The sequence below is a fragment of the Hydrogenophaga pseudoflava genome (assembly GCF_004353865.1).
GTDB lineage: Bacteria > Pseudomonadota > Gammaproteobacteria > Burkholderiales > Burkholderiaceae_C > Hydrogenophaga > Hydrogenophaga pseudoflava.
Genome location: NZ_CP037867.1, coordinates 4372802 through 4396979, shown reverse-complemented (window position 1 = coordinate 4396979; position 24178 = coordinate 4372802). Strand labels below are relative to the sequence as shown.

Annotated in this window: 20 protein-coding genes and 1 riboswitch; of the genes, 15 read left to right on the top strand and 5 right to left on the bottom strand. The window is 69.4% G+C overall.

Annotated features, from left to right (window positions below; translation table 11 throughout):
• Positions 1-59 precede the first annotated feature (59 nt).
• From HPF_RS21160 to HPF_RS21120, 9 genes are all read left to right on the top strand, one after another.
• The gene (locus HPF_RS21160) at positions 60-980 is read left to right on the top strand and encodes a 2-hydroxyacid dehydrogenase (protein ID WP_133157747.1); all 921 of its coding nucleotides are present in this window, start codon (positions 60-62) and stop codon (positions 978-980) included.
• 14 nt (positions 981-994) lie between these two features.
• Complete coding sequence (locus HPF_RS21155; protein WP_133157746.1) at positions 995-1903, top strand: hydroxymethylglutaryl-CoA lyase; 909 nt, start codon at positions 995-997, stop codon at positions 1901-1903.
• 5 nt (positions 1904-1908) lie between these two features.
• On the top strand, positions 1909-2553 hold the full coding sequence (locus tag HPF_RS21150) for a LysE family transporter (protein WP_066155438.1): 645 nt from the start codon (positions 1909-1911) through the stop codon (positions 2551-2553).
• 20 nt (positions 2554-2573) lie between these two features.
• Positions 2574-3089, top strand: a complete 516-nt coding sequence (locus tag HPF_RS21145; RefSeq protein WP_133157745.1) for a YbaK/EbsC family protein — start codon at positions 2574-2576, stop codon at positions 3087-3089.
• A 10-nt stretch (positions 3090-3099) separates the two neighbouring features.
• Positions 3100-3372 carry a DUF1289 domain-containing protein gene (locus tag HPF_RS21140; protein ID WP_133157744.1) on the top strand — a complete coding sequence of 91 codons (273 nt, stop codon included), beginning with the start codon at positions 3100-3102 and terminating at the stop codon, positions 3370-3372.
• 14 nt (positions 3373-3386) lie between these two features.
• On the top strand, positions 3387-4073 hold the full coding sequence (locus tag HPF_RS21135; RefSeq protein WP_243721637.1) for a 2-hydroxychromene-2-carboxylate isomerase: 687 nt from the start codon (positions 3387-3389) through the stop codon (positions 4071-4073).
• A 122-nt stretch (positions 4074-4195) separates the two neighbouring features.
• A complete protein-coding gene (locus HPF_RS21130) occupies positions 4196-4633 on the top strand; it encodes a universal stress protein (protein WP_066155259.1) in 438 nt (145 codons plus the stop codon).
• 151 nt (positions 4634-4784) lie between these two features.
• Positions 4785-6680 carry a DUF1800 domain-containing protein gene (locus HPF_RS21125; RefSeq protein WP_243721636.1) on the top strand — a complete coding sequence of 632 codons (1896 nt, stop codon included), beginning with the start codon at positions 4785-4787 and terminating at the stop codon, positions 6678-6680.
• Between the two features lie 15 nt (positions 6681-6695).
• Positions 6696-8147, top strand: a complete 1452-nt coding sequence (locus tag HPF_RS21120; protein WP_243721635.1) for a DUF1501 domain-containing protein — start codon at positions 6696-6698, stop codon at positions 8145-8147.
• A gap of 5 nt (positions 8148-8152) precedes the next feature.
• Here the strand turns inward: HPF_RS21120 and HPF_RS21115 are convergent, their stop codons facing one another.
• Positions 8153-9283 carry an ABC transporter substrate-binding protein gene (locus HPF_RS21115; protein ID WP_066155245.1) on the bottom strand — a complete coding sequence of 377 codons (1131 nt, stop codon included), beginning with the start codon at positions 9281-9283 and terminating at the stop codon, positions 8153-8155.
• Between the two features lie 129 nt (positions 9284-9412).
• Here HPF_RS21115 and uvrA point away from each other — a divergent pair, with 129 nt between their 5' ends.
• A complete protein-coding gene (gene uvrA, locus HPF_RS21110) occupies positions 9413-15352 on the top strand; it encodes an excinuclease ABC subunit UvrA (protein ID WP_133157743.1) in 5940 nt (1979 codons plus the stop codon).
• A 30-nt stretch (positions 15353-15382) separates the two neighbouring features.
• Here uvrA and HPF_RS21105 read toward each other — a convergent pair whose 3' ends face one another.
• Complete coding sequence (locus tag HPF_RS21105) at positions 15383-16285, bottom strand: SMP-30/gluconolactonase/LRE family protein (protein WP_066155242.1); 903 nt, start codon at positions 16283-16285, stop codon at positions 15383-15385.
• 133 nt (positions 16286-16418) lie between these two features.
• Between HPF_RS21105 and HPF_RS21100 the strand changes: the two genes are divergently transcribed.
• Positions 16419-17150 carry a class I SAM-dependent methyltransferase gene (locus HPF_RS21100; protein WP_066155239.1) on the top strand — a complete coding sequence of 244 codons (732 nt, stop codon included), beginning with the start codon at positions 16419-16421 and terminating at the stop codon, positions 17148-17150.
• Here the strand turns inward: HPF_RS21100 and HPF_RS21095 are convergent.
• On the bottom strand, positions 17137-17544 hold the full coding sequence (locus tag HPF_RS21095; RefSeq protein ID WP_066155236.1) for a hypothetical protein: 408 nt from the start codon (positions 17542-17544) through the stop codon (positions 17137-17139). The genes HPF_RS21100 and HPF_RS21095 overlap by 14 nt on opposite strands.
• 134 nt (positions 17545-17678) lie before the next feature.
• On the opposite strand from HPF_RS21095, the gene HPF_RS21090 reads away from it, so the two are divergent.
• Positions 17679-18773 (top strand): YeeE/YedE family protein, encoded by a 1095-nt coding sequence (locus HPF_RS21090; protein ID WP_133157742.1) that lies wholly within the window; start codon positions 17679-17681, stop codon positions 18771-18773.
• Here the strand turns inward: HPF_RS21090 and HPF_RS21085 are convergent.
• On the bottom strand, positions 18750-20003 hold the full coding sequence (locus HPF_RS21085) for an MFS transporter (protein ID WP_133157741.1): 1254 nt from the start codon (positions 20001-20003) through the stop codon (positions 18750-18752). The genes HPF_RS21090 and HPF_RS21085 overlap by 24 nt on opposite strands.
• A 61-nt stretch (positions 20004-20064) precedes the next feature.
• A complete protein-coding gene (locus HPF_RS21080) occupies positions 20065-20877 on the bottom strand; it encodes an HAD-IIB family hydrolase (RefSeq protein ID WP_133157740.1) in 813 nt (270 codons plus the stop codon).
• A gap of 55 nt (positions 20878-20932) precedes the next feature.
• Positions 20933-21020: riboswitch (S-adenosyl-L-homocysteine riboswitch) on the top strand.
• 74 nt (positions 21021-21094) lie between these two features.
• Here HPF_RS21080 and ahcY point away from each other — a divergent pair.
• From ahcY to metF, 3 genes are read left to right on the top strand one after another with little or no spacing between them, the layout of a single operon-like run.
• Positions 21095-22528 (top strand): adenosylhomocysteinase, encoded by a 1434-nt coding sequence (ahcY, locus tag HPF_RS21075; protein WP_133157739.1) that lies wholly within the window; start codon positions 21095-21097, stop codon positions 22526-22528.
• Positions 22529-22534: 6 nt separating this feature from the next.
• Entirely contained in the window at positions 22535-23296 is a 762-nt protein-coding gene (locus HPF_RS21070) for a TlyA family RNA methyltransferase (protein ID WP_133157738.1), read from the top strand.
• Positions 23281-24123 (top strand): methylenetetrahydrofolate reductase [NAD(P)H], encoded by an 843-nt coding sequence (gene metF / locus HPF_RS21065; protein ID WP_133157737.1) that lies wholly within the window; start codon positions 23281-23283, stop codon positions 24121-24123. The genes HPF_RS21070 and metF overlap by 16 nt, the downstream gene beginning before the upstream one ends.
• The last annotated feature ends 55 nt before the right edge of the window (positions 24124-24178 follow it).

The window sequence follows — 24178 nt, the reverse complement described above, 5'->3', positions numbered from 1 at the left end:
AAGGGGGCGCTCGTCGCCTTGGGGCGGCCCGGCGGCTCCGGGCCCGCTAAGCTCGGCGCATGAACATCACATTCTGCTGCACCGACACCAAGGCCGAGCCCTGGCTGGAGGGCCTGCGCGCGGCGCTGCCCGGCGCCACCGTCACCGTCTGGCAAGCCGGCGCGCCCCAGGCCGACCACGCCGTGGTCTGGGCGCCGCCCCAACAGTTTCTGGACGAACAGCCCGCGCTCAAGGGCCTGTTCAACATCGGTGCCGGCGTCGATGCGCTGCTGAAGCTGCGTCTGCCGCCAGGTGTGAAGGTCGTGCGTCTGGATGATGCGGGCATGTCGGTGCAGATGGCCGAGTACGTGTGCCACGCCGTGATCCGCCACTTCCGCGAGTTCGACGGCTACGAGGCCGACGTGAAGGCCGGCCAGTGGTCGTTCCGCAAGCCGCGCGAGCGCAAGGACTTCCCGGTCGGCGTGATGGGGCTGGGCGTTCTGGGTGAGCGCGTGGCGAAGGCGCTGCGGGTGTTCGAGTTTCCGGTCTTCGGCTGGAGCCGCAGCCCCAAGGCCATCGAGGGTGTGGTGACCCACAGCGGCGAGGTCGGCTTGGACACCTTCCTCGGCAACAGCCGGGTGCTGGTGAACCTGCTGCCGCTCACGCCGGACACACGCGACATCCTCAACCGCAAGACGCTGGGCCGGCTCAAGCCGGGCGGCTACCTGATCAACGTGGCGCGCGGCGCCCACCTGGTGGAAGACGACCTGCTGGCCCTGCTGGACAGCGGCCACATGGCCGGCGCCACGCTGGACGTGTTCCGCACCGAGCCGCTGCCCGCCGGCCACCCCTTCTGGCAGCACCCGAAAATCACCGTCACACCCCACACGTCGGCGCGCACGCTGCGCGACGAGAGCATTGCCCAGATCGCCGGCAAGATCCGCGCGCTCGAAGCCGGCCAGCCGGTGGCCGGTGTCGTGGACCCGGTCCGCGGCTATTGAAGAAGAGACACACCATGAACATCCCATCGAAAGTCCGCCTCATCGACGTCGGCCCGCGCGACGGCCTGCAGAACGAGAAGCAGCCGGTGCCGGCGGCGGTCAAGATCGAGCTCGTGCACCGCCTGCAGGCTGCGGGCCTGAAGGAGATCGAGGTCACCAGTTACGTCAGTCCGAAGTGGGTGCCGCAGATGGCCGACAACCACGAGGTCATGGCGGGCATGACGCGCCAGGGCGGCGTGCGCTACTCGGTGCTCACGCCCAACCTCAAGGGCTACGAGGCAGCGGTGCTCGACAAGCCCGACGAGATCGTCGTCTTCGGCGCCGCCAGCGAGGCCTTCAGCCAGAAGAACATCAACTGCTCCATCGCCGAGAGCATCGAACGCTTTGCGCCCGTGGTCGCGGCGGCCAAGGCGGCCGGCATCGCGGTGCGCGGTGCGATGAGCTGCACCGTGGGGTGCCCCTACGAGGGCGACATCGCGCCCGAGCGCGTGGCCTACCTAGCCGGGCTGATGAAGGGCATCGGCGTCGAGCGTGTGGACGTGGCGGACACCATCGGCGTGGGCACGCCGCGCAAGGTGCAGGCCGCCATCGGGGCGACGCTGCAGCACTTCGGCATCGACCACATCAGCGGCCATTTCCACGACACCTACGGCCAGGCGCTGTCCAACACGCTGGCGGCGCTGGAGATGGGGGTCTGGAACTTCCAGTCGTCGGTCGCGGGGCTGGGCGGCTGCCCGTATGCCAAGGGCGCCACCGGCAACGTCGCGACCGAGGACGTGGTCTACCTGCTGCACGGCATGGGCATCGAGACCGGCATTGACCTGGACAAACTGGTCGACGCCGGCCAATTCATCAGCGGGCACCTCGGCCGCCCGAGCGGCTCGCGCGTGGCGCGGGCGCTGCTGGCGAAACGGGCAGGGTGATCGCCATGGAGTTCAGTGTCTGGCTTGCTTTTTTTGCAGCGTCCTGGGTGATCGCGATTTCGCCAGGTTCCGGTGCCGTGCTGTCGATGAGCCATGGCCTGGCCTATGGCGTGCGCCAGACCAGCGCCACGATCGCCGGCCTGCAGCTGGGACTGGCGGTGATCCTGCTGATCGCCGGGGTGGGCGTGGGCGCGCTGCTGCTGGCCTCGGCGGCCGCGTTCACCGTGGTCAAGTTGGTGGGCGCGGCCTACCTGATCTACCTCGGCGTGAAGCAGTGGCGCGCGCCGGTCGCGCAGCAGGCCCCCGCCGCTGGCGAGGCGCTGGTGAAGCACGCCGGCCTGCCGTCGGTGCGCGAGCGGGTGCTGACCGGCTTCATGACCAATGTGACCAACCCCAAGGGCATCGTGTTCATGGTGGCGGTGCTGCCGCAGTTCATCGACCCGCAGCGGCCGCTGTGGCTGCAGCTGCTGATCCTGCTCGCCACCTCGGTGGGTGTGGACCTGATCGTGATGCACGGCTACGCTTTCCTGGCCTCGCGCGCGCAGCGCTGGCTGGCCACGGCGAAGGCGCGGCGCGCGCAGAACCGCGTGTTCGGCGGCGTGCTGATGGCCATGGGGGCGAGCCTGCTGCTGGTGCGCAAGGGCGGCTGAGCCCGCTACCATCGCGGGCCATGAACCTCTCTGCTTCCGTACCCCTTCCACCCGGCGTGCTGCGCGTGACCGAGGTGCTGGCCGCACTGGGCCATCCGCACGCGCCGGTGATGCTCGACGACGCGGCGCGCACCGCGCAGCAGGCCGCCGATGTGCTGGGAGTGGCCCTGGGCCAGATCGCCAAGAGCATCATCTTCCGCCGCAAGTCCGACGACGCGGCCGTGCTGGTCATCACCTCGGGCGACCTGCGCGTCGACGAAAAGAAGGTCCAGGCCATCGTCTGCGCCGAGGGCGGCAAGCTCGGCCGTGCCGATGCCGATTTCGTCAAGGCCAAGACCGGTTTCTCCATCGGTGGTGTGTCGCCGCTGGCGCACGCCGAGCCGCCGGTCACGCTGATCGACGACCAGCTGTTCCGCTTCGACGTGATCTGGGCCGCGGCCGGCCACCCGCACGGCGTGTTCCGCCTGACCCCCGACGACCTGACACGGTTGACCGGCGCGCCGGTGCACGACGTGACGGTGCCGCCTTCCCCCTGAGCTTTTCAAGATGTTCAAGAAACTCTTCGGGCGCCGCGAGGCCCCACCGCCACCGCGCCCCAAACCCCTGATCAACCTGGAAGACGCGCGCGCGCGCCACCTCGACCCCGAGGTGCCTTCGCCCTGCATCTCGGTCTGCCAGATGAACGCGGCCACCGGTCTGTGCAGCGGCTGCTACCGCACGGTGGAAGAAATCGCGGGCTGGGGCCAGGCCGGCGAAGCACAGCGGCTGGCGATCTGGGAGCGCATCGAGTCGCGCCAGGTGCCGCGCACCATCACCTGATCCCCTCCGCCGCCATGTCCGCCACCCTGCACGAGATCGACTTTTTCTACGACCCGATCTCGCCTTACGCCCACCTGGCCTTCGAGCGGCTGCCCCAGGCCCTCGAAGGACTGAGTGTGCTGGTGCACTACCGCCCGGTACTGTTCGCGGCGCTGCTCAAGGCGCACGGACAGCTCGGCCCGGCCGAGATCCCGTCCAAGCGCGACTGGACCTACCGCCAGGTGCTCTGGCTGGCGCAGCACCACGGCGTGCGGCTGGACCTGCCAGCGATGCACCCCTTCAACCCGCTGCCGCTGCTGCGCCTGGGGCTGTGCGCCTCCACCGACGACGCGCCCGGCCAGACCAACCGGTATGTGACCGAGCAGCTGTTCCACCACGTCTGGCACGGCGGCGCAGACCCGCTCGACCCCGTGCGTCTGCAGGCCCTGCAATCGCAGCTGCAGGACCACATGCGGCAGCGCGACAAACCCTGGAACGAACCCGACAGCGAGGTGGTGAAGCAGCGGCTGCGCGACAACACCGAGCGGGCGCTGGCGCTGGGCCTGTTCGGTGTGCCGTCCATGGTCGCGGGTGGGCGGGTGTTCTGGGGGCTGGACGCGCTGCCGATGCTGCGCGAAAGCCTGGACGGCGCGGCGTGGTTCCAGTGCGGCGACTGGGAGGCGGCGCACCGTCTGCCCGTGGGCGTGCAGCGCAAGGCCTGAAGCGGCCTCATTGATCTCGCGCAGAGCTGCTGGCGCAGGATGCCACTAATATGACTGTGTCCTGGGCCTGTCCCGGCGCCCAGGCGCTCTGAGAAATGCGCTCACCCACAAGGAGATACGACATGTTCAAGAAAATCCTCGTCCCCACCGACGGTTCCGCGCTGGCCCTGCGTGCGGCCTCCACCGCCGTGCAGCTGGCCAAGGCGCACGGCGCCCAGGTGATCGGTGTCTACGTCATCGACCCGTTCCCCTACATCGGCATCGGGGACGCATCGGCCGCCGGCCTGCAGGCCTACCTGGCCGAATCGCGCAGCGTGGCCGGGCAGGCGCTGGATGAGCTGGGCAAGGTCTTCGCGGCCGAAGGCGTGCCGTTTGCCGGCGACACCATCGAGCGCAACGTGGTCTACGAAGGGGTGATCGAAACGGCGCAGGCCGAAGGCTGCGACCTGATCGTGATGGCCTCGCACGGCCGCCAGGGCGTCAAGGCGCTGGTGCTGGGCAGCGTGGCGCAGAAGGTGCTCACGCACACCCGCCTGCCAGTGCTGATCGTCAAGGACTGAGCGCCCGGCGGGCGCCTTTCTCAACCAGGCGGCGGGCCTGGTGTGCGTGCACCCGACGGGGTTGTCACGTTCTGTAAGTTGTTTGTGGCATGTAACAGCGGCCGAATCCGGTCCTTCGCGGTCCGGGTTCGGCCGCCTACATTGGCGGCCCATGAACGCCACAGCGCCCCCTATCGCACTGCCCGGCCCCTCGCGCCGGCGCCTCTGGCTTCGGCTGCCGCTGGTGGTCGTGGTGGCGGCGCTCGCGGCCTGCGGCGGCGGTGAAACTGCAGGCGGTACAGATCGGACCTCGGCCCGGAAGACGGCGGCGTCGGAGTCTGGGGGTTCCACAGGGACCAGCTGGCCCAGCCTGAGTTCGGTCTTCGACGATGAACCTGTGCCGGAGGCCGGCGAGGGTGGAGCGCCCAAGGCCCTTGTGATGACGCAGGCCGATGCGGTGCGGCTGGCCAACCAGGCGACCTTCGGGCCCACCGAGTCGCTGGTGACGCAGATCCGCGAGTGGGGGGCCTCGCGCTGGGTCGCCGACCAGATGAGCCTGCAGCGCCAGGCCTTCAAGCCCAGTCCCAATGGGCCGCGCGTACCCGTCATCGTGCCATTGCCCCGGTCCCGCTACACCAGCGGCGGCACCAACGCCGTGCACAAGCACACCAGCCAGGGCGCCGACTTCTGCGACAACCGGGGCGACCAGTGCTGGCGCGACTGGTATTCGTCCACACCCCTGGTCTGGGACTTCTACCGCAATGCGGTGACCGGTCAGGACCAGTTGCGCCAGCGCGTCGGGCTGGCGTTGCAGCAGATGCTGGTGGTGTCCAACTACGAGGTCAGCGGCACCTATGGTCTGCGCAACTACCACAACATGCTGTTGGACCACGCATTCGGCAACTACCGCGACCTGCTGCGCAAGGTCATCCTGTCGCCGGTCATGGGCGACTACCTCGACCATGTCAACAACGACAAGGACGCGCCCAACGAGAATTTCGCCCGCGAGCTGCTGCAGCTGTTCTCGCTGGGCACCTGCCTGCTCAACCCGGACGGCTCGCTGCAGGGCGGCAGCTGCACGCCCACCTACGACAACGAGCGTGTGCGCGCCTACGCCCACGCACTCACCGGCTGGACCTATCCCCCTGGTGGCGCCACGCCGTGGGGCTGCTGGCCCCGGGGCGCCAACTGCCAGTTCTACGACGGCGACATGGTCTCGGTGGCGTCGTTCCACAACACCGCGGCGCGCTCGCTGCTGTCCGGGGTGAGCCTGCCTTCGGGCAACACTGCGCCGGCGGCGCTGGAGGCGGTGCTCGACAGCATCATGGCCCACCAGAACGTGGCGCCGTTCGTGAGCCGGCACCTGATCCAGCAGCTGGTGACGAGCAACCCGAGCCCTGCGTACGTACAGCGCGTGGCGGGGGCGTTCAGCGCCGGCCGGCACGGCCGTTTGGGCACCGGCCGGAAGGGCGATCTCGCCGCCACCGTGGCCGCGGTGCTGCTGGATGCAGAAGCCCGCAGCACGACAGTGGCCAGCTCGGCCGGCCGGCTGCGCGAGCCCATTCAGCTGTTCACCGGCGTGCTGCGCGCCCTCAACGGCCGGACCGATGGCGAGGCGCTGGGCTGGTGGTGGGGCGAAGAGATGCGCCAGCACGTCTTCCGTCCGCCGTCGGTGTTCAACTTCTATTCGCCGGATTACCCGGTGGCCGGCACCGCGCTGGTGGGGCCGGCCTTCGGCATCCACAACGCCAACACCGCGCTCAACCGGATCAACTACCTCAACTACCTCATCTTCTGGAATGGCTCCGGTGCCAGCTCGACTGTGCCCGGCGCGGTGGGCACCCGGGTCAATCTCAGCGGGTTCGAGGCGGATGTGACCGATGCCGGCCGTCTGGTGGACCGCATCTCCATGCTGGCGCTGGGCGAGCTGCTGCCCGCCACGTCGCGCACGGCGGTGATTTCTGCGGTCAACCAGTTTGGGTCCGGGACCTCCAGTGACCGGACCAACCGGGTGCGCCAGGCCGCCTTCCTGGTGTTTGCCTCGCCCCAGTACCACCTGGTCCGCTGAAGGGATGTGACCGACATGAACCGACAACATGCATCGCAGTGGGCGCCGATGGACCGGCGGCAGTGGCTTCGCTGGGGCGGCGCGTCACTGGCGGGCGCACTCGGGGTGGGCAGCCTGTCGGCCCTGCTGCAGAACCCGGTGAAGGCCCAGGCCGACGGCTACAAGGCCCTGGTGTGCGTCTTCCTGTACGGCGGCAACGACGGGCAGAACACGGTGGTGCCGACCGACACCACGCGCTACAACCAGTACGCCACGGCGCGCGGCGCCCTCGCCCTGCCGCGCAACAGCCTGGTGCCGATGGCGGGCACAGACGTGGGCCTGCACCCGTCCATGGCCGCGCTGGCGCCGGTGTGCAGCGCGCGCAAGATCGCCGCCGTGGCCAACGTCGGTCCGCTCTTCGGACCGCTGACCAAGACCGAGTTCCGCAGCCTGCCGGGCACCTCGCCGCTGATTCCGGACAATCTGTTCTCGCACTCGGACCAGCAGATCGAGTGGGAGGCGTCCAGCGCCCGTTCACTCGAACGCACCGGCTGGGGCGGTCGCGCCACCGACACCCTGGGCACCACCAATCCGGTGATCTCCGTGGGAGGCAACGGCCACTTCGGCCTGTCCGCGCTCGGCACGCCCCTGGTGCTGCCGGGGCCGGGCGACACCTTCGGGGTGGAAGGCCTGGAGGGCACCTGGGCACCCACGGTCGCGCGCAAGACCGCGCTGGAGGCGCTGTACCAGCCGGGCAACCTGGGCAGCTCCAACGTGCTGCTGGACGCCTACGCGCAGCAGCAGCGCACGGCGTTCGAGGTGTCGTCCCGGCTGGGCGCCATCGTCGGGGTGGAGCCCAACCCGGCGGCGCCGACCCTGATCGACACGGCCTTCGCGCCGCTGACCAATGCACAGGGGGCGATCGGCACCGACCTCGGCCGCCAGCTCTACCAGATTGCCAAGCTGGTGGCCGGGCGTGCCACCGTGCAGGGCGACCGCCAGATCTTCTTTGCCCAGCAGGGCGGCTACGACACGCACAACGAGCAGATCGCAGCGGACAGCCTGAGCGGCGTGCACGCCCGCCTGCTGCAGGGCCTGGCCGACGCGATGGCCTGCTTCTACAACGCGATGGCGGCCATCGGTATGGGCAACAACGTGACCCTGTTCACCCAGAGTGACTTCGGCCGCACCTTCGTGCCCAACAGCAGCTCCGGCACCGACCACGCCTGGGGCAACCACCATCTGGTGATGGGCGGTGCGGTGCAGGGTGGGGCGGTTTATGGCAGCTATCCCGAGCTGGTGGCCGGTGGCCCCAACGACGTCGGCGTCTCCTCCTGGGAGCTGCACGGGCGGTGGATTCCCACCACCTCGGTCGACCAGTACGCCGCGACCCTGCTGCGCTGGTTCGGTGCCTCGGACCCGCAGCTCAACACCATCCTGCCGAACCTCACCAATTTCAGCACCAGGAATCTCGGGTTCCTGGGCTGAGGGGGTCAGCGGCGGAACTTGCCGCCGCTGTCGATGATGGACAGGTCGACAAACTCCAGGCCGGTGTGGTCGTTCGGCCCGAAGCCCACCTCAAGGCCGCCGATGTCCAGTTTGGACAGCCCTTCCAGCGCGTCGCGCAGCTTGGCCCGTGTCGGGTTGGCGCCGGCGCGCTGCAGGCCCGCCACCAGCACCTTGGCCGCCGCGAAGCCTTCCAGCATCGCCGGGCTCACGCCCTCCAGTCCCTTGGCCTTGGCCAGGTCCATCGCCTCCTTCACCATGGCCACCGAGAGCGAGCGCTCGTACGGGAAGACCTGGGTGACGATGGTGCCCGAGGCGTGGGTGCCCAGGGACTTCACGAAGCCGCCGGAGGCGTTGTTGGAGTTGGTGATGATCTGGGCGCGCGAGCCGGCCTTGCGGATCGCGGCCACGCCATCGGCCACCGCCACGCCCGAGCCGATGAACAGCACCGCCTGCGCGCCCGAGCTGGCGATGCGGGGGGCGATCGCGCTGAAGTCCCATTGGGCGCGGTCGAACTTCTCGATGAACAGCGGGCTCTTGCCCACCGACGAAAAGCCCTTCTGGGCGCCTTCGAGCAGGTCGGCGCCGAAGCTGTCCTCCACGTGCAGCACGCCGATGCGGTCCATGCCGATCAGGCTCAGGTGCTGCACCGCGCGCTCGGCCTCGCGCTGGTAGGTGGCGCGCACGTTGAACACCCACGGGTTGACGGGTCGGTGCAGCACCATGGCGCCGGTGGACGGGCCCACCAGGGGCAGCTTGGCGTCCGCCAGCACCGGCAGGATGGCCTGCGTGTGCGGGGTGCCGCGGTTCAGGAACAGGCTGACCACCTCCTTGTCGTCGGCCAGCTTCCGGGCGTTTTCGGCCGCCAGCTTGGGGTCGAACTTGTCGTCCAGCGACACCAGGTCGATCTTCTCTCCGTTCACCCCGCCTTTGGCGTTGATGGCGTCGAAGTACAGCCTGGCGCCGTCGGTGGTTTCTTTCACCCCGGCGGCCACGGGGCCGCTGAAGCCGGCGGTCTGGCCGATGCGGATCTGTGACCAGGCGGCTGCGGGCCAGGCCAGTGCAGCGGCCAGCCCCATGGCGCCGAGGGTCCGGCGCACGCTTGTTGTGTTTGTCATTCGTCTGTCTCCTTTGGGAGCGCCAGTCTAGGCAGTGGATGGGGGTGCGGCATTGGGGGAATGACGTAGCCCCCGGACAGCCCGACGTGCGGCTCCTAGAATGTTCGGCTCCCTCTCAGGAAGGCCTGCATGTCCGACGATCTCCGCCCCGCCGACGAACCCCTGTCCCCCGCCGAGGCGCCCGCAGACGGTGGCGGCACGATCCGCATCCGCGGTGCCCGCCAGCACAACCTCAAGAACCTCGATCTGGACATCCGCACCGGCGAGCTGACGGTGGTCACCGGCCCCAGCGGGTCGGGCAAGTCCAGCCTGGTGTTCGACACCCTGTTCGCCGAAGGCCAGCGGCGCTACGTCGAGACCTTCAGCGCCTACGCGCGCCAGTTCCTGGACCGCATGGACAAGCCGGCGGTGGACAAGGTCGAGGGCGTGCCCCCGGCCATTGCCATCGACCAGACCAACCCGGTGCGCTCGTCGCGCTCCACGGTCGGCACCATGACCGAGCTGAACGACCACCTCAAGCTGCTGTTCGCGCGCGGGGCGCAGCTGTTCGACCGCGCCACCGCGCTGCCGGTGCGGCACGATTCGCCGGAGTCGATCTTTGCGGAACTGCAAAGGCGTTCCGCCGAGCAGGGCGATCCGCGGCTGGTGGTGACCTTCCCGGTCGAGCTGCCCGCGTCCACCACGCCCGAAGAGGTGGAGCAGTGGCTCTCGGCCAGTGGTTACACCCGCGTGCAGGCCGAGCGCACCGTGCAGCGCGAAGCGAAGGAAGAAGCGCCGGCCAAGGGCAAGAAGGCCAAGCCGGTGATCGAAGCCGTGAAGCTGCTGGACGTGGTGGCCGACCGCTTCCGCCTCGGCAACGCCGAACCGGCGCGGGTGATGGAAGCCATCGAAGCCGGGCTCAAGCGCGGCGCGGGCAAGCTGATGGTCTATGTGCTTCGCGAGGAGGGCGAGCCGGACATCTGGCGTTTCAGCACCGGGCTGCACTGCCCGGAAAGCGACATCCGCTACACCGAACCCACGCCCTCGGCCTTCTCCTTCAACTCCGCCGTCGGCGCCTGCGAGGCCTGCCGCGGTTTCGGTCGCGTCATCGGCGTGGACTACGGCCTGGTGATCCCCGACGAAAAGCTCACGCTGCGCAACGGTGCGATCAAGGTGTTCCAGACCCCCGCGTGGAAGGAATGCCAGGACGACCTGATGCGCCATGCGGAAGCCTCAGGCATCCCGCGCGACACGCCCTGGAACAAGCTCACGTCCGAGCAGAAGCAGTGGGTCATCGGCGGCACCCCCAGCTACAAGGACGGCCAGTGGGGCAAGCAGTGGTACGGCGTGGCGCGGTTCTTCGAGTACCTGGAGAGCAAGGCCTACAAGATGCACATCCGGGTGCTGCTGTCCAAGTACCGCAGCTACACCGAATGCCCCAGCTGTGGCGGCGCGCGCCTGAAGACCGACAGCCTGCTGTGGCGCATCGGCACGAAGGCGCAGGCCGACGCGGTGCTGCCGGCCGGCAGGCGCTACCTGCCGACCGGGGTGAAGTGGTCGCGCGCGCAGCTTGAAGCCCTGCCCGGCCTGTGCCTGCACGACCTGATGCTGATGCCGCTGACCGATCTGCGGCGCTTCTTCTCCGATCTGTCGGTTTCTCTCGCTGGCGACGCGGGCGCGCGGGCGGAGCGCCCGGGGGCGTCAGTCGCAGGCTCCGATTCCTTCCCCGGGCACTCCACCCACCCACCCGCATCGCCGGACCCGGGCGCACCCAAAGCCTCGGGTGAACAGCAGGCCCTGAAGCTGCTCTTCGAAGAGATCAACACCCGCTTGCGCTACTTGTGCGAGGTCGGCATCGGCTACCTCACGCTCGACCGCCAGAGCCGCACGCTCAGCGGCGGCGAAGTCCAGCGCATCAACCTCACCACCGCGCTCGGCACCTCGCTGGTCAACACCCTGTTCGTGCTGGACGAACCCAGCATCGGCCTGCACCCGCGCGACATGGCGCGCATCAACGACGCCATGTTGCGCCTGCGCGATGCCGGCAACACTCTGGTGGTGGTCGAGCACGACCCGGCCGTGATGCTGGCGGCCGACCGCCTGATCGACATGGGCCCCGGCCCCGGCGAGCGCGGCGGGCAGATCGTGTTCGACGGCACGCCCGAGGCCATCCGCAGCGCCGACACGCTGACGGGCGCCTACCTCGGCGCCCGCAAGACCGTGGGCATGGGCTTCAAGCGCATGGTCACCGACAGCACGCCGCGCCTGATCCTCGAAGGCGCGCGCGAGCACAACCTGCAGAACCTCTACGTCGAGCTCCCGCTGCAGCGCCTGACCGTGGTCACCGGCGTGTCGGGCTCGGGCAAGTCCACGCTGATCCAGGACGTGCTCGCGCCCGCGCTGCTGCGCCATTTCGGCAAGGCCACCGAGTCACCTGGCGCGCACGACCGCCTGCTGGGTGCCGACTTCCTGAGCGAGGTGGTCTATGTGGACCAGTCGCCCATCGGCAAGACCGCGCGCTCCAACCCGGTCAGCTACGTCGGCGCCTGGGACGCCATCCGCGCGCTGTTCGCCGACGCGCCGCTTGCGCGCCAGCGCAGCTACACCGCGGCCAAGTTCAGCTTCAACAGCGGTGACGGGCGCTGCCCGACCTGCGGCGGCTCGGGCTTCGAGCACGTGGAAATGCAGTTCCTGAGCGATGTCTATCTGCGCTGCCCGGACTGCGATGGCAAGCGTTACCGGCCCGAGGTGCTGGAGGTGCGCATCGAACGCGGCGGGCGGATGCTCAACGTGGCCGATGTGCTCGAACTCACCGTCAGCGAAGCCGCCGACCTGTTCAAGGCCGACCGCGAGGTCATCCGCGTGCTGCAGCCCATCGTGGACGTGGGGCTGGAGTACGTGAAGCTGGGCCAGCCTGTGCCCACGCTCTCGGGCGGTGAGGCGCAGCGCCTCAAGCTCGCGGGCTTCCTGGCCGAGGCCGCGAAGAACAGCGCGGCCAGCCGCCAGGCGCTGGCCCGCAAGGGCACGCTGTTCCTTTTCGACGAGCCGACCACCGGCCTGCACTTCGACGACATCGCCAAGCTCATGCGCTCGCTGCGCAAGCTGCTCGAAGCCGGGCATTCGCTGATCGTGATCGAACACAACCTGGACGTGATCCGCAGCGCCGACTGGCTGATCGACCTCGGCCCCGAAGGCGGTTCGGGCGGTGGCCTGGTGGTGGCCGAAGGCCCGCCCGAAGAGGTGCGCCAACACGCAAGCAGCCACACCGCCAGGGCGCTGCGCGAGTACGCAGCGTCCATGGGCGAGGTGCACGCGGTGCACGAAGGCCGGCTGGTCGACTACCTGAAGCAGCCGCAGCGCCAACAGGCCGCGGCCGCCCGCGCCGAAAGCCACAGCAACGCCATCCGCATCGTCAACGCCAAGGAGCACAACCTCAAGAACCTGAGCGTCGACATTCCGCGCGGCAAGTTCAACGTCATCTCCGGCGTCAGCGGTTCGGGCAAGTCCACGCTGGCGTTTGACATCCTGTTCAACGAGGGCCAGCGGCGCTACCTCGAATCGCTCAACGCCTACGCGCGCAGCATCGTGCAGCCCGCGGGCCGGCCCGAGGTGGACGCGGTCTACGGCATCCCGCCCACCGTGGCGATCGAGCAGCGGCTCTCGCGCGGCGGTCGCAAGTCCACGGTGGGCACCACCACCGAGGTCTGGCACTTCCTTCGCCTGCTGTACGTGAAGCTGGGCACGCAGCACTGCGTGCACGACGGCTCGGCCGTGATGCCGCAAAGCCCCGAGAGCATCGCCGCCGCCATCCTCACCCGCTACCGCGGCCGCCACATTGGCCTGCTGGCGCCGCTGGTGGTCAACCGCAAGGGCGTCTACACCGAGCTGGCCGACTGGGCGCGTCCGCGCGGCTACACGCACCTGCGAGTGGACGGCGAGTTCCTGCCCACCACCGGTTTCCCGCGCATCGACCGTTTCAAGGAACACACCATCGAACTGCCGGTGGCCGACGGCGTGGTGGACCCGGCGAACGAAGCCTGGCTGCGCACCCAGCTGACCAAGGCGCTCGAAATCGGCAAGGGCACGCTGCACTTGCTGACCGATCTTGACGGCCTCGCGCCCGCGCTGGCCGAGGGGCGTTCCACCGCCGGCTTGGGCAAACTGGAGGTGTTCTCCACCACGCGCGCCTGCCCGACCTGCGGCACCAGTTACCCCGAACTGGACCCGCGCCTGTTCTCGTACAACAGCAAGCACGGCTGGTGCCCCGACTGTGTGGGCACGGGCGTCAAGCTCTCGCGTGAGCAGCGCAAGGCGCTGGACGATTCGGTGCGCGACGACGACCAGAAGGGCCGCGAGCAGAGCTTCGCCGAGCCCGAGGTGGAAGACCTGACCGACGAGGCCTGTCCGACGTGCGAAGGCACGCGGCTGAATGCGCAGGCGCGGGCGGTGAAGTTCGGCGGCGTGGGCATCACCGACATCGCGCGCCTGTCGGTGAGCGAGGTGCGGCAGAAGGTCCGTGCGCTCATGGCCGACGGAGGCTTGAGCAGTCGGGAAGCCGACATTGCTCGTGACCTGCTGCCCGAAATCGAAAGCCGCCTGGCCTTCCTCGAAGAAGTGGGGCTGTCCTATCTGACGCTGGACCGCGGCGCCCCCACGCTCAGCGGTGGCGAGGCGCAGCGCATCCGCCTAGCGGCACAACTGGGTTCCAACCTGCAGGGCGTGTGCTACGTGCTGGACGAGCCCACCATCGGCCTGCACCCGCGCGACAACCAGATCCTGCTGGACGCTCTGCACAAGCTGGGCGACATGGGCAACACCCTGGTGGTGGTGGAGCACGACGAAGACACGATCCGCCGCGCCGACCACATCATCGACATCGGACCCAGCGCCGGCAAACGCGGCGGCCGCGTGGTGGCGCAAGGCACGGTGGCCGACCTGTCGGCGAGCGAAGAGTCGCTGACCGGGCGTTACCTGTTGCATGCCATGAAGCACCCGCTGCAGCCGCGGCGCGCCGTCACCGCCGACGGTGAGCAGCTCGAACTGCGCGGCGCCACCATGCACAACCTGCAGCAGGTGGACGTGGCCGTGCCGCTCAAGCGCCTGGTGGTGGTCACCGGCGTCAGCGGTTCCGGCAAGTCCACGCTGGCGCGCGACGTGCTGCTGACCAATGTGGCCGAGGCGGTGTCGATGCGCAGCACCTTCGCCGGCCGCCAGGCCTGGGACAACGAGGGTGTGCGCCCCGCCTGGACCGGCTGCAGCAAGCTGCTGGGCAGCGAGACCGTGGACCGCGTGCTCGAGGTCGACCAGACGCCGATCGGCAAGACGCCGCGCTCCTGCCCGGCCACCTACATCGGCTTCTGGGACACGGTGCGCAAGCTGTTCGCCGACACGCTGGAAGCCAAGGCGCGCGGCTACGGCCCGGGCCGCTTCAGCTTCAACACCGGCGAAGGCCGCTGCCCCGCCTGCGAAGGGCAGGGCCTGCGCACCATCGAGATGAGCTTCCTGCCGGATGTGAAGGTGCCCTGCGAGGTCTGCCACGGCGCGCGCTTCAACCCCGAGACCCTGGCCGTCACCTGGAAGGGCAAGAACATCGGCGACGTGCTGCAGATGGCGGTGGACGAGGCGGTCGAGTTCTTCGCCAGCATGCCCGCCATCAGCCACCCGCTGCAGCTGCTCAAGGACGTGGGCCTGGGTTACCTCACGCTGGGCCAGCCCTCACCTACGTTGTCGGGCGGAGAGGCGCAGCGCATCAAGCTGGTGACCGAGCTCAGCAAGGTGCGCGACGACATCGGCCGCCGCGGCCAGAAGGCGCCGCACACCTTGTACGTGCTGGACGAACCCACGGTGGGCCTGCACATGGCCGACGTGGAAAAACTGATCCGCGTGCTGCACCGCCTGGTGGACGGCGGCCACAGCGTGGTCGTGATCGAGCACGACCTGGACGTGATGGCCGAGGCCGACTGGATCATCGACCTGGGCCCCGAAGGCGGCTCGGGCGGCGGCCGCATCGTGGCGGCGGCGACGCCGGAAGACGTGGTGCGGCTGGGCACGCACACCGGCCAGGTGCTCGCGCCGGTGCTGGCGCGCTGAACGGCCCGCCCGTCGGGCGGGCGGCGGGGTTCAGGGCCGTCCGGCGCCTGGCACGTTCACGGTGGTGGTCCAGATGGCCGCCTCGCGCGCAGCCTGGCGCGCGTGCTCCAGGAAGTCCGGCGCCACGCAGATGAACAGGGTGCGGCCATCGGGGCCGCCGAGTGTGCAGGCGAAGGCGCCCTGGTCCCCGGTGGAAATGCTCTCCAGGATCTCGCCGCCCGGGGCCATGCGCACCACGCGGTGGCCCACGGCGTCGGCGAACCACACCGCGCCCTCGGCGTCCAGCGTGGCGCCGTCGGGTGCCGCCTTGAGCGCGCCCAGCACGCTCGGCACGTCGGTCATGGCCGGCAACGGACCCCAGGCGGCCCAGTCGCGGCGCGGCCCCAGCTGGCCGTCGGGCTGGATGTCGAAGGCCGAGATGCGGTTGCCCATGGTTTCCGCGACGATCAGGGTCTGGCCGTCGGGCGTGATCATGCTGCCGTTGGGGAAGTACAGGCCTTCGGCCGCCGCGTGCACCGAGCCGTCGGGGTCGACGCGCGCCAGCGTGGCGGTGTGTGGCGCGCCGCCGCCCATCAGGTCGAAACCGAAGTTGCCCACGTAGGCACGGCCTTGCGCGTCCACCACCATGTCGTTGACATGACCGTTCGCGACGGACGACAGATCGGCGTGCGTGACGAGGCGGCCGTCGGCCTCGCGGCGCAACACCTTGCGGTCGCGCATCGAGACCACCAGCAGGCGGCCGTCGGGCAGCCAGCCCATGCCCGAGGGCTGTTGCGGCACGTCGGCGATTTTTTCCACCCGGCCCTGCCGGTCGACGCGGATGATCTGGTGGGTGTAGAAGTCCGACAGCCACAGGTGGTCGTCGCGCCAGCGCGGGCTTTCGAAGAAGGTGTAGCCTGAGACGAGCACGGAAAAGCGGGGGGCGAGGGCCATTGGGGTGTCTCCTGAATGTTGTGGTGGAAGACGCACCATAGACACGCCGTGCCGCCGAGGCAAGCCGCCACCATCGCCTTGGCGACGCCGGTGACTGCGCTGTGGCCGCGCCGCGAACGATGACAATGCCCGCATGCTGATCTGGCCGCTTCCCGCGCTGCTGACCTGGGCACTGGCCTGGGGCTTGTTCATGGGCCTTCAGGCGGTGGGTCTGGGGCCGGTGGCGGCCTTTGTGCCCGCTCTGCTGGCCGCCGGCCTGGCCGCCTGGACCGGCCGCACACCCTGGCGGCGCCTGTTCATGCTCGCCGGTTTTCCGCTTTCGCTGCTGGCCAGCGGCGCGGCCGCTGCCGTGCCGGGCTGGGTCTGGCTGCTGCCGCTGGCACTGCTGCTGGCCCTGTACCCGCTGGGCAGCTGGGGTGACGCGCCGCTGTTCCCCACGCCGGGGAACGCACTGGACGGGCTGGCGCAGAAGGCGCCGCTGCCCGATGGCGCGGCGGTGGTGGATGCCGGCTGCGGGCTCGGCGCCGGCCTGATCGCGTTGCACCGCCAGTACCCGCGGGCGCAGGTCCACGGCCTGGAGTGGAGCTGGCCGCTGGCCCTGCTGTGCCGGCTGCGCTGCCGCTTCGCAACGGTGCGCCGCGCCGACATATGGGCCGAAGACTGGTCGGGCTACCACATGGTCTATCTGTTCCAGCGGCCCGAGAGCATGCCGCGCGCGATGGAGAAGGCCGCCGCCGAGCTGGCACCCGGCGCCTGGCTGGCCAGCCTGGAGTTCGAGGCCGCCGGTTTCACACCGAAAGCCCGGCTCGAAACCGTCCAGGGCAAGCCGGTCTGGCTCTACCAGGTGCCCTTCAAGCGGCGCTGAAATACCAGGCGGCCAGCACCACCGCCAGCACCACCACCGCCCCCATCAGCAGCCGCGTGCGCGTGCGCAGCAGCTCCACCGCGGCCACCAGCCGGGTGTTCTGTTCGGCCAGTTCGGCCACGGTCTGGGTGATCTGGTCCTGCGTCTGCTGCAGCCGGGTGAGGTCCTCGCGCGCCGTGGCCAGCTGTTGCTGGAGTTCGCGCAGCTCGGGCGGCGTGGGGCTGGGCGCCTCGATGACGGCGGCGTCCGGGGCGGGGGCGGGCTCGGCGGCCTCGCGGCGCCGCTGGCGCTGCTGGTTCAGCAGGTCGCGCGCGCCCTTGAGCACCTTGGGCGCGTGTTCGATCACGTCGCCCCAGGGAATCACCTTCAGTGCGGTCAGCCAGGGGATGGGCATGGGAGTCCTTTCATGTGGGGGCACTGCCCGCCAGGGAGCTTAGCGCCCCGTCACATGTTGCGCCGCATCAAGAAAAATGGGCGAGAACAGGCATAACATCCGTAAATTCGCATGTTTTGATAAACGAGGATCGCATGGACTGGACCGCCTGGATCGAACACTACGGAGAGCCCCGGGTGCTGCTGGTGGGCGGCCTGCTCAGCGGGCTGCTGTTCGGCTTCTTCGCCCAGCGCTCGAAGTTCTGCCTGCGGGCGGCGGTCATCGAGTTCTGGCACGGCCGGTTCGGTGAAAAGCTCGCGGTGTGGCTGCTGGCGTTCTCCACCGCGGTGGTGGCGGTGCAGCTGTTCGTGGTGTCCGGCCTGCTGGACGTCAGCACGGCGCGGCAGCTCGCTTCCAAAGGCAGTCTGTCGGGCGCGCTGGTCGGCGGTCTGATCTTCGGCGTCGGCATGGTCATGACGCGCGGCTGTGCCAGCCGCCTGCTGGTGCTCTCGGCCAACGGCAACCTGCGCGCGCTGCTCTCGGGGCTGATCTTCGCGGTCACGGCGCAGGCCTCGCTGGCCGGCGTGCTCGCGCCCTGGCGCGAAGCGATCGCCGGGTGGTGGGTGGTGGACGGCGGGCCGGCGCGCAGCCTGCTGGCGCTGGTCGGCGTGGGGCCGAACGACGGCCTGGCGTTTGGCGCGGTGTGGATGGTGACGGCGGGTTTCTTCGCCTACTACAGCGGCTGGGGCGTCTGGAAGTGGCTGGGCGGCATCGGCACCGGGCTGGCCGTGGCACTGGCCTGGCTGGCCACCTACCAGGTGCTGGCGCATTCCTTCGAGCCGGTGCAGGTGCAGGGAATGACCTTCAGCGGCCCCTCGGCCGAGTGGCTGATGCGCGTGCTGAGCAACCCGGACGAGCCCTGGAACTTCGACCTGGGCCTGATGCCGGGCGTGTTCCTGGGCTCGCTGATCGGCGCGCTGGTGGGCGGCGACTGGAAGCTCGAAGGCTTCGGCGGCGGCTACACCATGCCGCGCTACATCATCGGCGCCATCCTCATGGGCTTCGGCTCCATGCTGGCCGGCGGCTGCGCGGTGGGGGCTGGCATGACCGGCGGCGCCATCTTCGCCGTCACGGCCTGGCTCACGCTGGCGGGCATGTGGGTCGGCGGTGGTCTGGCCGACCGGGTGCTGGACCGTCCCCGGCCGGCTGCACCGGCCGGTGCGCCATCAGGCGCGGCCGCGGCGCCCTGAGCGCAGCCTGCGGTGCTCGCGCCGCAGCAGCCACCAGCCGGGCCCGGCCACGGCCAGCAGCAGCGCCGGGAAGCCGATCACCGGCGCCCAGTCCAGCATGGCGGCGCCCAGCGCGGGCGCCAGCACGCCGCCCAGCGTGTACGACAGCACCAGCACCGCCGTGCTGTTGACCAGGGTGATGCCTTCCTCCCGCGAGCCGATGTCGATCATGGCCAGCGTGTACAGGCTGCCGCCCGCGCCGCCCCAGACGAAGGCCACCGCCGCCGCCAGCCAGGGGGCGCCGGCCACGAAGGGAATCAGCACGGTGGCCAGCAGGGTGATCAGGGCACAGGCGTGCAGGATCAGCACCCGGGCGCCGTGTTCGCCGCCGTGGCGCTGCTGCAGCGAGGGCCGGTCCGCCGCCATGCCGGCGGGCAGCATCATCAGCGCGCTGCCCAGGCCGCTGGCCGACACCAGCAGCGCCGCCGCCGCGGCCCCCATGCCCAGCGCCAGGCCGTAGAGTGGCAGGATGGAGGTCAGGCCGCTTTCGAAGAAGCCGCCGACGAAGCCGACCGTCATGATCAGCGGGTGCGCGCGCAGCGCGTGCCAGACGCCGTGCAGGCCCACGCGCGCCTCGTGCGCGTCGGCCGCGGCCGGCAGGCGCGGAATCCACAGGCTGCCCAGCAGGCCCAGCACCAGAAAGCACAGCACGATCCACAGCGCCACCGGGCTGGTGGGGCCCACCAGCGCCAGCAGGGCCGGGCCGATCACGAAGGTGGTGCCGACCATGGTTTCGAACAGGCCCACCATGCGCCCGCGCTGGTGGGGCGGCGCGAACTCGGCCACCACCGCCTCGGCCAGCACCCAGCGCAGGCCGGAGGCCGCGCCGGCGATGAACTCGCAGGCGAACCAGACGGGCAGGGCGTCGGTGAGCAGGAAGCCGGTGGTGGAGACCACGGGGATGAGCGCCGACAGCCACAGCGTGGGCCGCCGGCCCAGGCGCTGGGTGATGGCCGAGGCGAAGGGTGTCATGAAGAACACGCCGACCCAGCCGCTGGCCGCGAACAGCCCTGCCAGCGCGGTGGACTCGCCGCCGTCCTTGAGCTGCAGCAGCAGCCAGGGCATGAGCATGAAGTAGCCGACCAGCTCGCAGAAGGTGGCGATGAAAATGGCCCAGAGTCCACGGCGCGCCAGCGCGGGTGGCGCTGCCGGGGCGGGGGTGGACGGCGGGGGCAGGAGCGGGCCGCTCACTGGACGACCCTCCGTGCTGCGCACTGCGGGGCTGAGCGCCTTGGGATCGGACCGGCGGCGCTCATGCGCGGGCTCCGGCCGGGCGTGCGGCCAGCACCGCCTGCGCGACCTCGGCAAAACCGGCGCCGCGTTCTCCCGAGGTCACATAGCGCGGGCGCTGCGCGAGCTGGTCCCAGAAGCGCGCGATGTTGGCCACGCCCACGCTGTGCGGGAAGTGGCCGAACATGAGCGCGTCGTTGGTCGAGTCGCCGACATAGACCCAGTGGTCGATCTCGGCGTCGAGGGTGCGGCCCAGCCGCTGGCGCACGATCCAGCGAGCGCCTTCGAGCTTGTGGTGCTCGCCGATCCAGCCGTTGATGTGGATGGAACTGACGGTGGCGTTCAGCCCGCCTTCGCGCATCAGCGCCACCACGCGCTGGATGTCGGCCTCGTGGAGGTGGGCGAACTCGCTGTGGTCGATGGCGATGTCGGTCTCGCGCCCGGGGCTGTCCTGCGACAGGCGGGCGTGCGGCAGCTCGGCCAGCACCTGCTGCGCCACCGCCTGCAGGCGGGCGAAGTTGGCGCTGCGGGTGGTTTCGTCCTGCAGCCAGTCCTTTTGCAGCGCACCGTCGGCGCCGCGCCAGAGCGCCACCGCGCCGTTTTCCGCCACGATGGCGTTCACCGGCCAGGCCAGCGCGAAGGGCTCGCTCCAGCCCGCGGGCCGCCCGGTGATGGCGAACACCGGCAGGCCCGCGGCGCGCAAGGCGTGCAGCGCCGCCAGCGCGTCGGGCGTGATGACGCCGTCGGTCGTCAGGGTGTCGTCGATGTCGGTGAGCACGCCGTGGATGCGCGCGCGCTCGGCCAGCGGCCAGTCGGAAAGCGGGGAATGGGTCATAAAGGCCCGCCAGTTTCGCAGATGCCCAAAATCGGCGCCTGCGGTAGAATCGCGACCATCCGAGGAGCGTTGCAGCGCACCCCCGACCCCCGGTCGGCGCGGTTCGTGAGGCTCGGACATCCATGCAACGACGCTCATCCACTTCTCTGTGCGATGGGCTTTTTTTTGTCCCCCTCTCGCCCGTGAAGTGGTTCATCAACCTTCAATGGAGCGAACCATGAACGCACGCATTCCCGCCGTCGCCACCGACTGCGTCATCGCCGACATCGGCCTGGCCGACTGGGGCCGCAAAGAAATCAAGATCGCCGAGACCGAGATGCCCGGCCTGATGGCCATCCGCGAAGAGTTCGCGGCCAAGCAGCCGCTCAAGGGCGCGCGCATCACCGGCTCGCTGCACATGACCATCCAGACGGCCGTGCTGATCGAGACCCTCAAGGCCCTGGGCGCCGACGTGCGCTGGGCCTCGTGCAACATCTTCTCCACCCAGGACCACGCCGCCGCCGCGATCGCCGCTGCCGGCACGCCGGTGTTCGCCGTCAAGGGCGAGACCCTGGTGGACTACTGGGACTACACCCACCGCATCTTCGACTTCGGCCCCAAGGGCAGCGAAGGCGAAGGCCCGAACATGATCCTGGACGACGGCGGCGACGCCACGCTGCTGATGCACCTGGGCAAGCGCGCCGAGAAGGACCTGTCCGTGCTGGCCAACCCCGGCAGCGAGGAAGAGCGCATCCTGTTCGCCGCCATCAAGGCCAAGCTGGCCGAAGACAGCACCTGGTACAGCCGCAAGAGCGCGCAGATCCTGGGCGTGACCGAAGAGACCACCACCGGCGTGCACCGCCTCAAGGAAATGTCGGCCAAGGGCACGCTGATGTTCCGCGCCATCAACGTCAACGACTCGGTGACCAAGAGCAAGTTCGACAACCTCTACGGCTGCCGCGAATCGCTGGTCGACGGCATCAAGCGCGCCACCGACGTGATGATCGCCGGCAAGGTGGCTGTGGTCGCTGGCTATGGCGACGTGGGCAAGGGCTCGGCCCAGGCCCTGCGTGCCCTCAGCGCCCAGGTGTGGGTGACCGAGATCGATCCCATCAACGCCCTGCAGGCCGCGATGGAAGGCTTCAAGGTCGTGACCATGGAATGGGCGGCCGACAAGGCCGACATCTTCGTGACCACCACCGGCAACCGCGATGTGATCACCTACGAACACATGGCCGCGATGAAGGACCAGTCCATCGTCTGCAACATCGGCCACTTCGACAACGAGATCCAGGTCGCCAAGCTGGAAGAGAAGTGCCAGTGGGAAGAGATCAAGCCCCAGGTCGATCACGTGATCTTCCCGGACGGCAAGCGCATCATCCTGCTGGCCAAGGGCCGTCTGGTGAACCTGGGCTGCGGCACGGGTCACCCCAGCTTCGTGATGTCCAACTCCTTCGCCAACCAGACCATCGCGCAGATCGAGCTGTTCACCCACCCCGAGGGCTACGACGTGGGCAAGGTCTATGTGCTGCCCAAGCACCTGGACGAGAAGGTCGCGCGCCTGCACCTGAAGAAGGTCGGCGCGATGCTGACCGAGCTGAGCGACGAGCAGGCGGCCTACATCGGCGTGCCGAAGCAGGGTCCGTACAAGCCCGATACGTACCGGTATTGATCACCGATGCGCGCTGACCAGTTGCTCGTTGATCGGGGGCTGGCCGCGTCGCGCTCGCAGGCCCAGCGGCTGATCGCCGCGGGCGTGCGCTGGCGCCTGCCTGGCGGCGACTGGAAGGCCGTGGCCAAGAACGGCGAAGAGCTGCGCGAGACGGCGGAACTGCAACTGCTGGACACGGCGGAGTCGCGCTTCGTCTCGCGCGGCGGGCTCAAGCTCGACGGCGCACTGGCGCACTGCGGGATCGACGTGACCGGCCTGCGCTGCCTCGACGTGGGACAGAGCAGCGGCGGCTTCACCGACTGCCTGCTGCAGCGCGGCGCGGCGCAGGTGGTGGGCGTGGACGTTGGCCAAGGCCAGCTGCATCCGAAGCTGCGCGCCGACAAGCGCGTGGTCTGCATCGAGAAGTGCAACGCGCGCGAGCTGACGGCGGCGCAACTGGCGGCGCTGGGTGGAGACACGGCGGCCGCGCCCTTCGACCTGATCGTCGGCGACCTGTCCTTCATCTCGCAGACCCTGGTGTGGCCAGCTCTCGTGCCGCTGCTCAAGCCGGGTGCCAGCCTGCTCATGCTGGTCAAGCCGCAGTTCGAACTGCAGCCCGAACACATCGGCAAGGGCGGGCTGGTGAAAGACACCGCGAGCCACGCGCTCGTGCAACAACGCATCGCACAGGCCTGCGACGACAACGGCCTGCGCCTGCGGGACTATTTTGAAAGCGCCATCACCGGCGGTGATGGCAACCGGGAGTTCTTCGTATGGGCCTGCCCCTGAGTTTTGAATTCTTTCCGCCCAAGACGCCCGAGGGTGCCGAGAAGCTGCGCGTGGTGCGCCAGAAGCTGTATGCCCTGAAGCCCGAGTTCTGCTCGGTGACCTATGGCGCCGGTGGCTCCACCCAGAAGGGCACCTTCGACACCGTGCAGGCGATCCTCGCCGAAGGCGTGGACGCGGCCTCGCACTTCTCGTGCATCGGCGCCACCAAGGCCGGCGTGCGCGAGCAGCTGGCCACGCTCAAGGCAATGGGCGTGCGGCGCCTGGTGGCGCTGCGCGGCGACTTGCCCAGTGGCTACGGCCTGGGCGGCGAGTTCCAGCATGCGAGTGATCTGGTGACCTTCATCCGCGAGGAGACCGGACGCGACTTCCACATCGAGGTGGCCGCCTACCCGGAGATCCACCCGCAGGCCAAATCACCCGAGGCGGACCTGCAGGCCTATGTGACCAAGGTGAAGGCGGGCGCCGACTCGGCCATCACGCAGTATTTCTACAGCGCCGACGCCTACTTCCGTTTCGTGGACGAGGCACGCCGGCACGGGGCCGATGTGCCGGTGGTGCCCGGGATCATGCCGATCACCAGTTCCTCGCAGCTGCTGCGGTTCTCGGACGCCTGCGGCGCCGAGATCCCGCGCTGGATCCGGCTGCGCCTGCAGGCCTTCGGCGACGACACCGAGTCCATCAAGGCTTTCGGGCTGGATGTGGTGACCGATCTGTGTGATCGGCTGCGCAGTGCCGGTGCGCCCGCGCTGCACTTCTACACCATGAACCAGAGCGTGGCGACGCTGGAGATCGCGCGGCGGCTGGCGGGGCAACTGCCTCACCACTGACGCCCGCCGAGACCTTTCATGTGGTCCCTGGGCAAGGGGAAAAGCTGGACAGAGG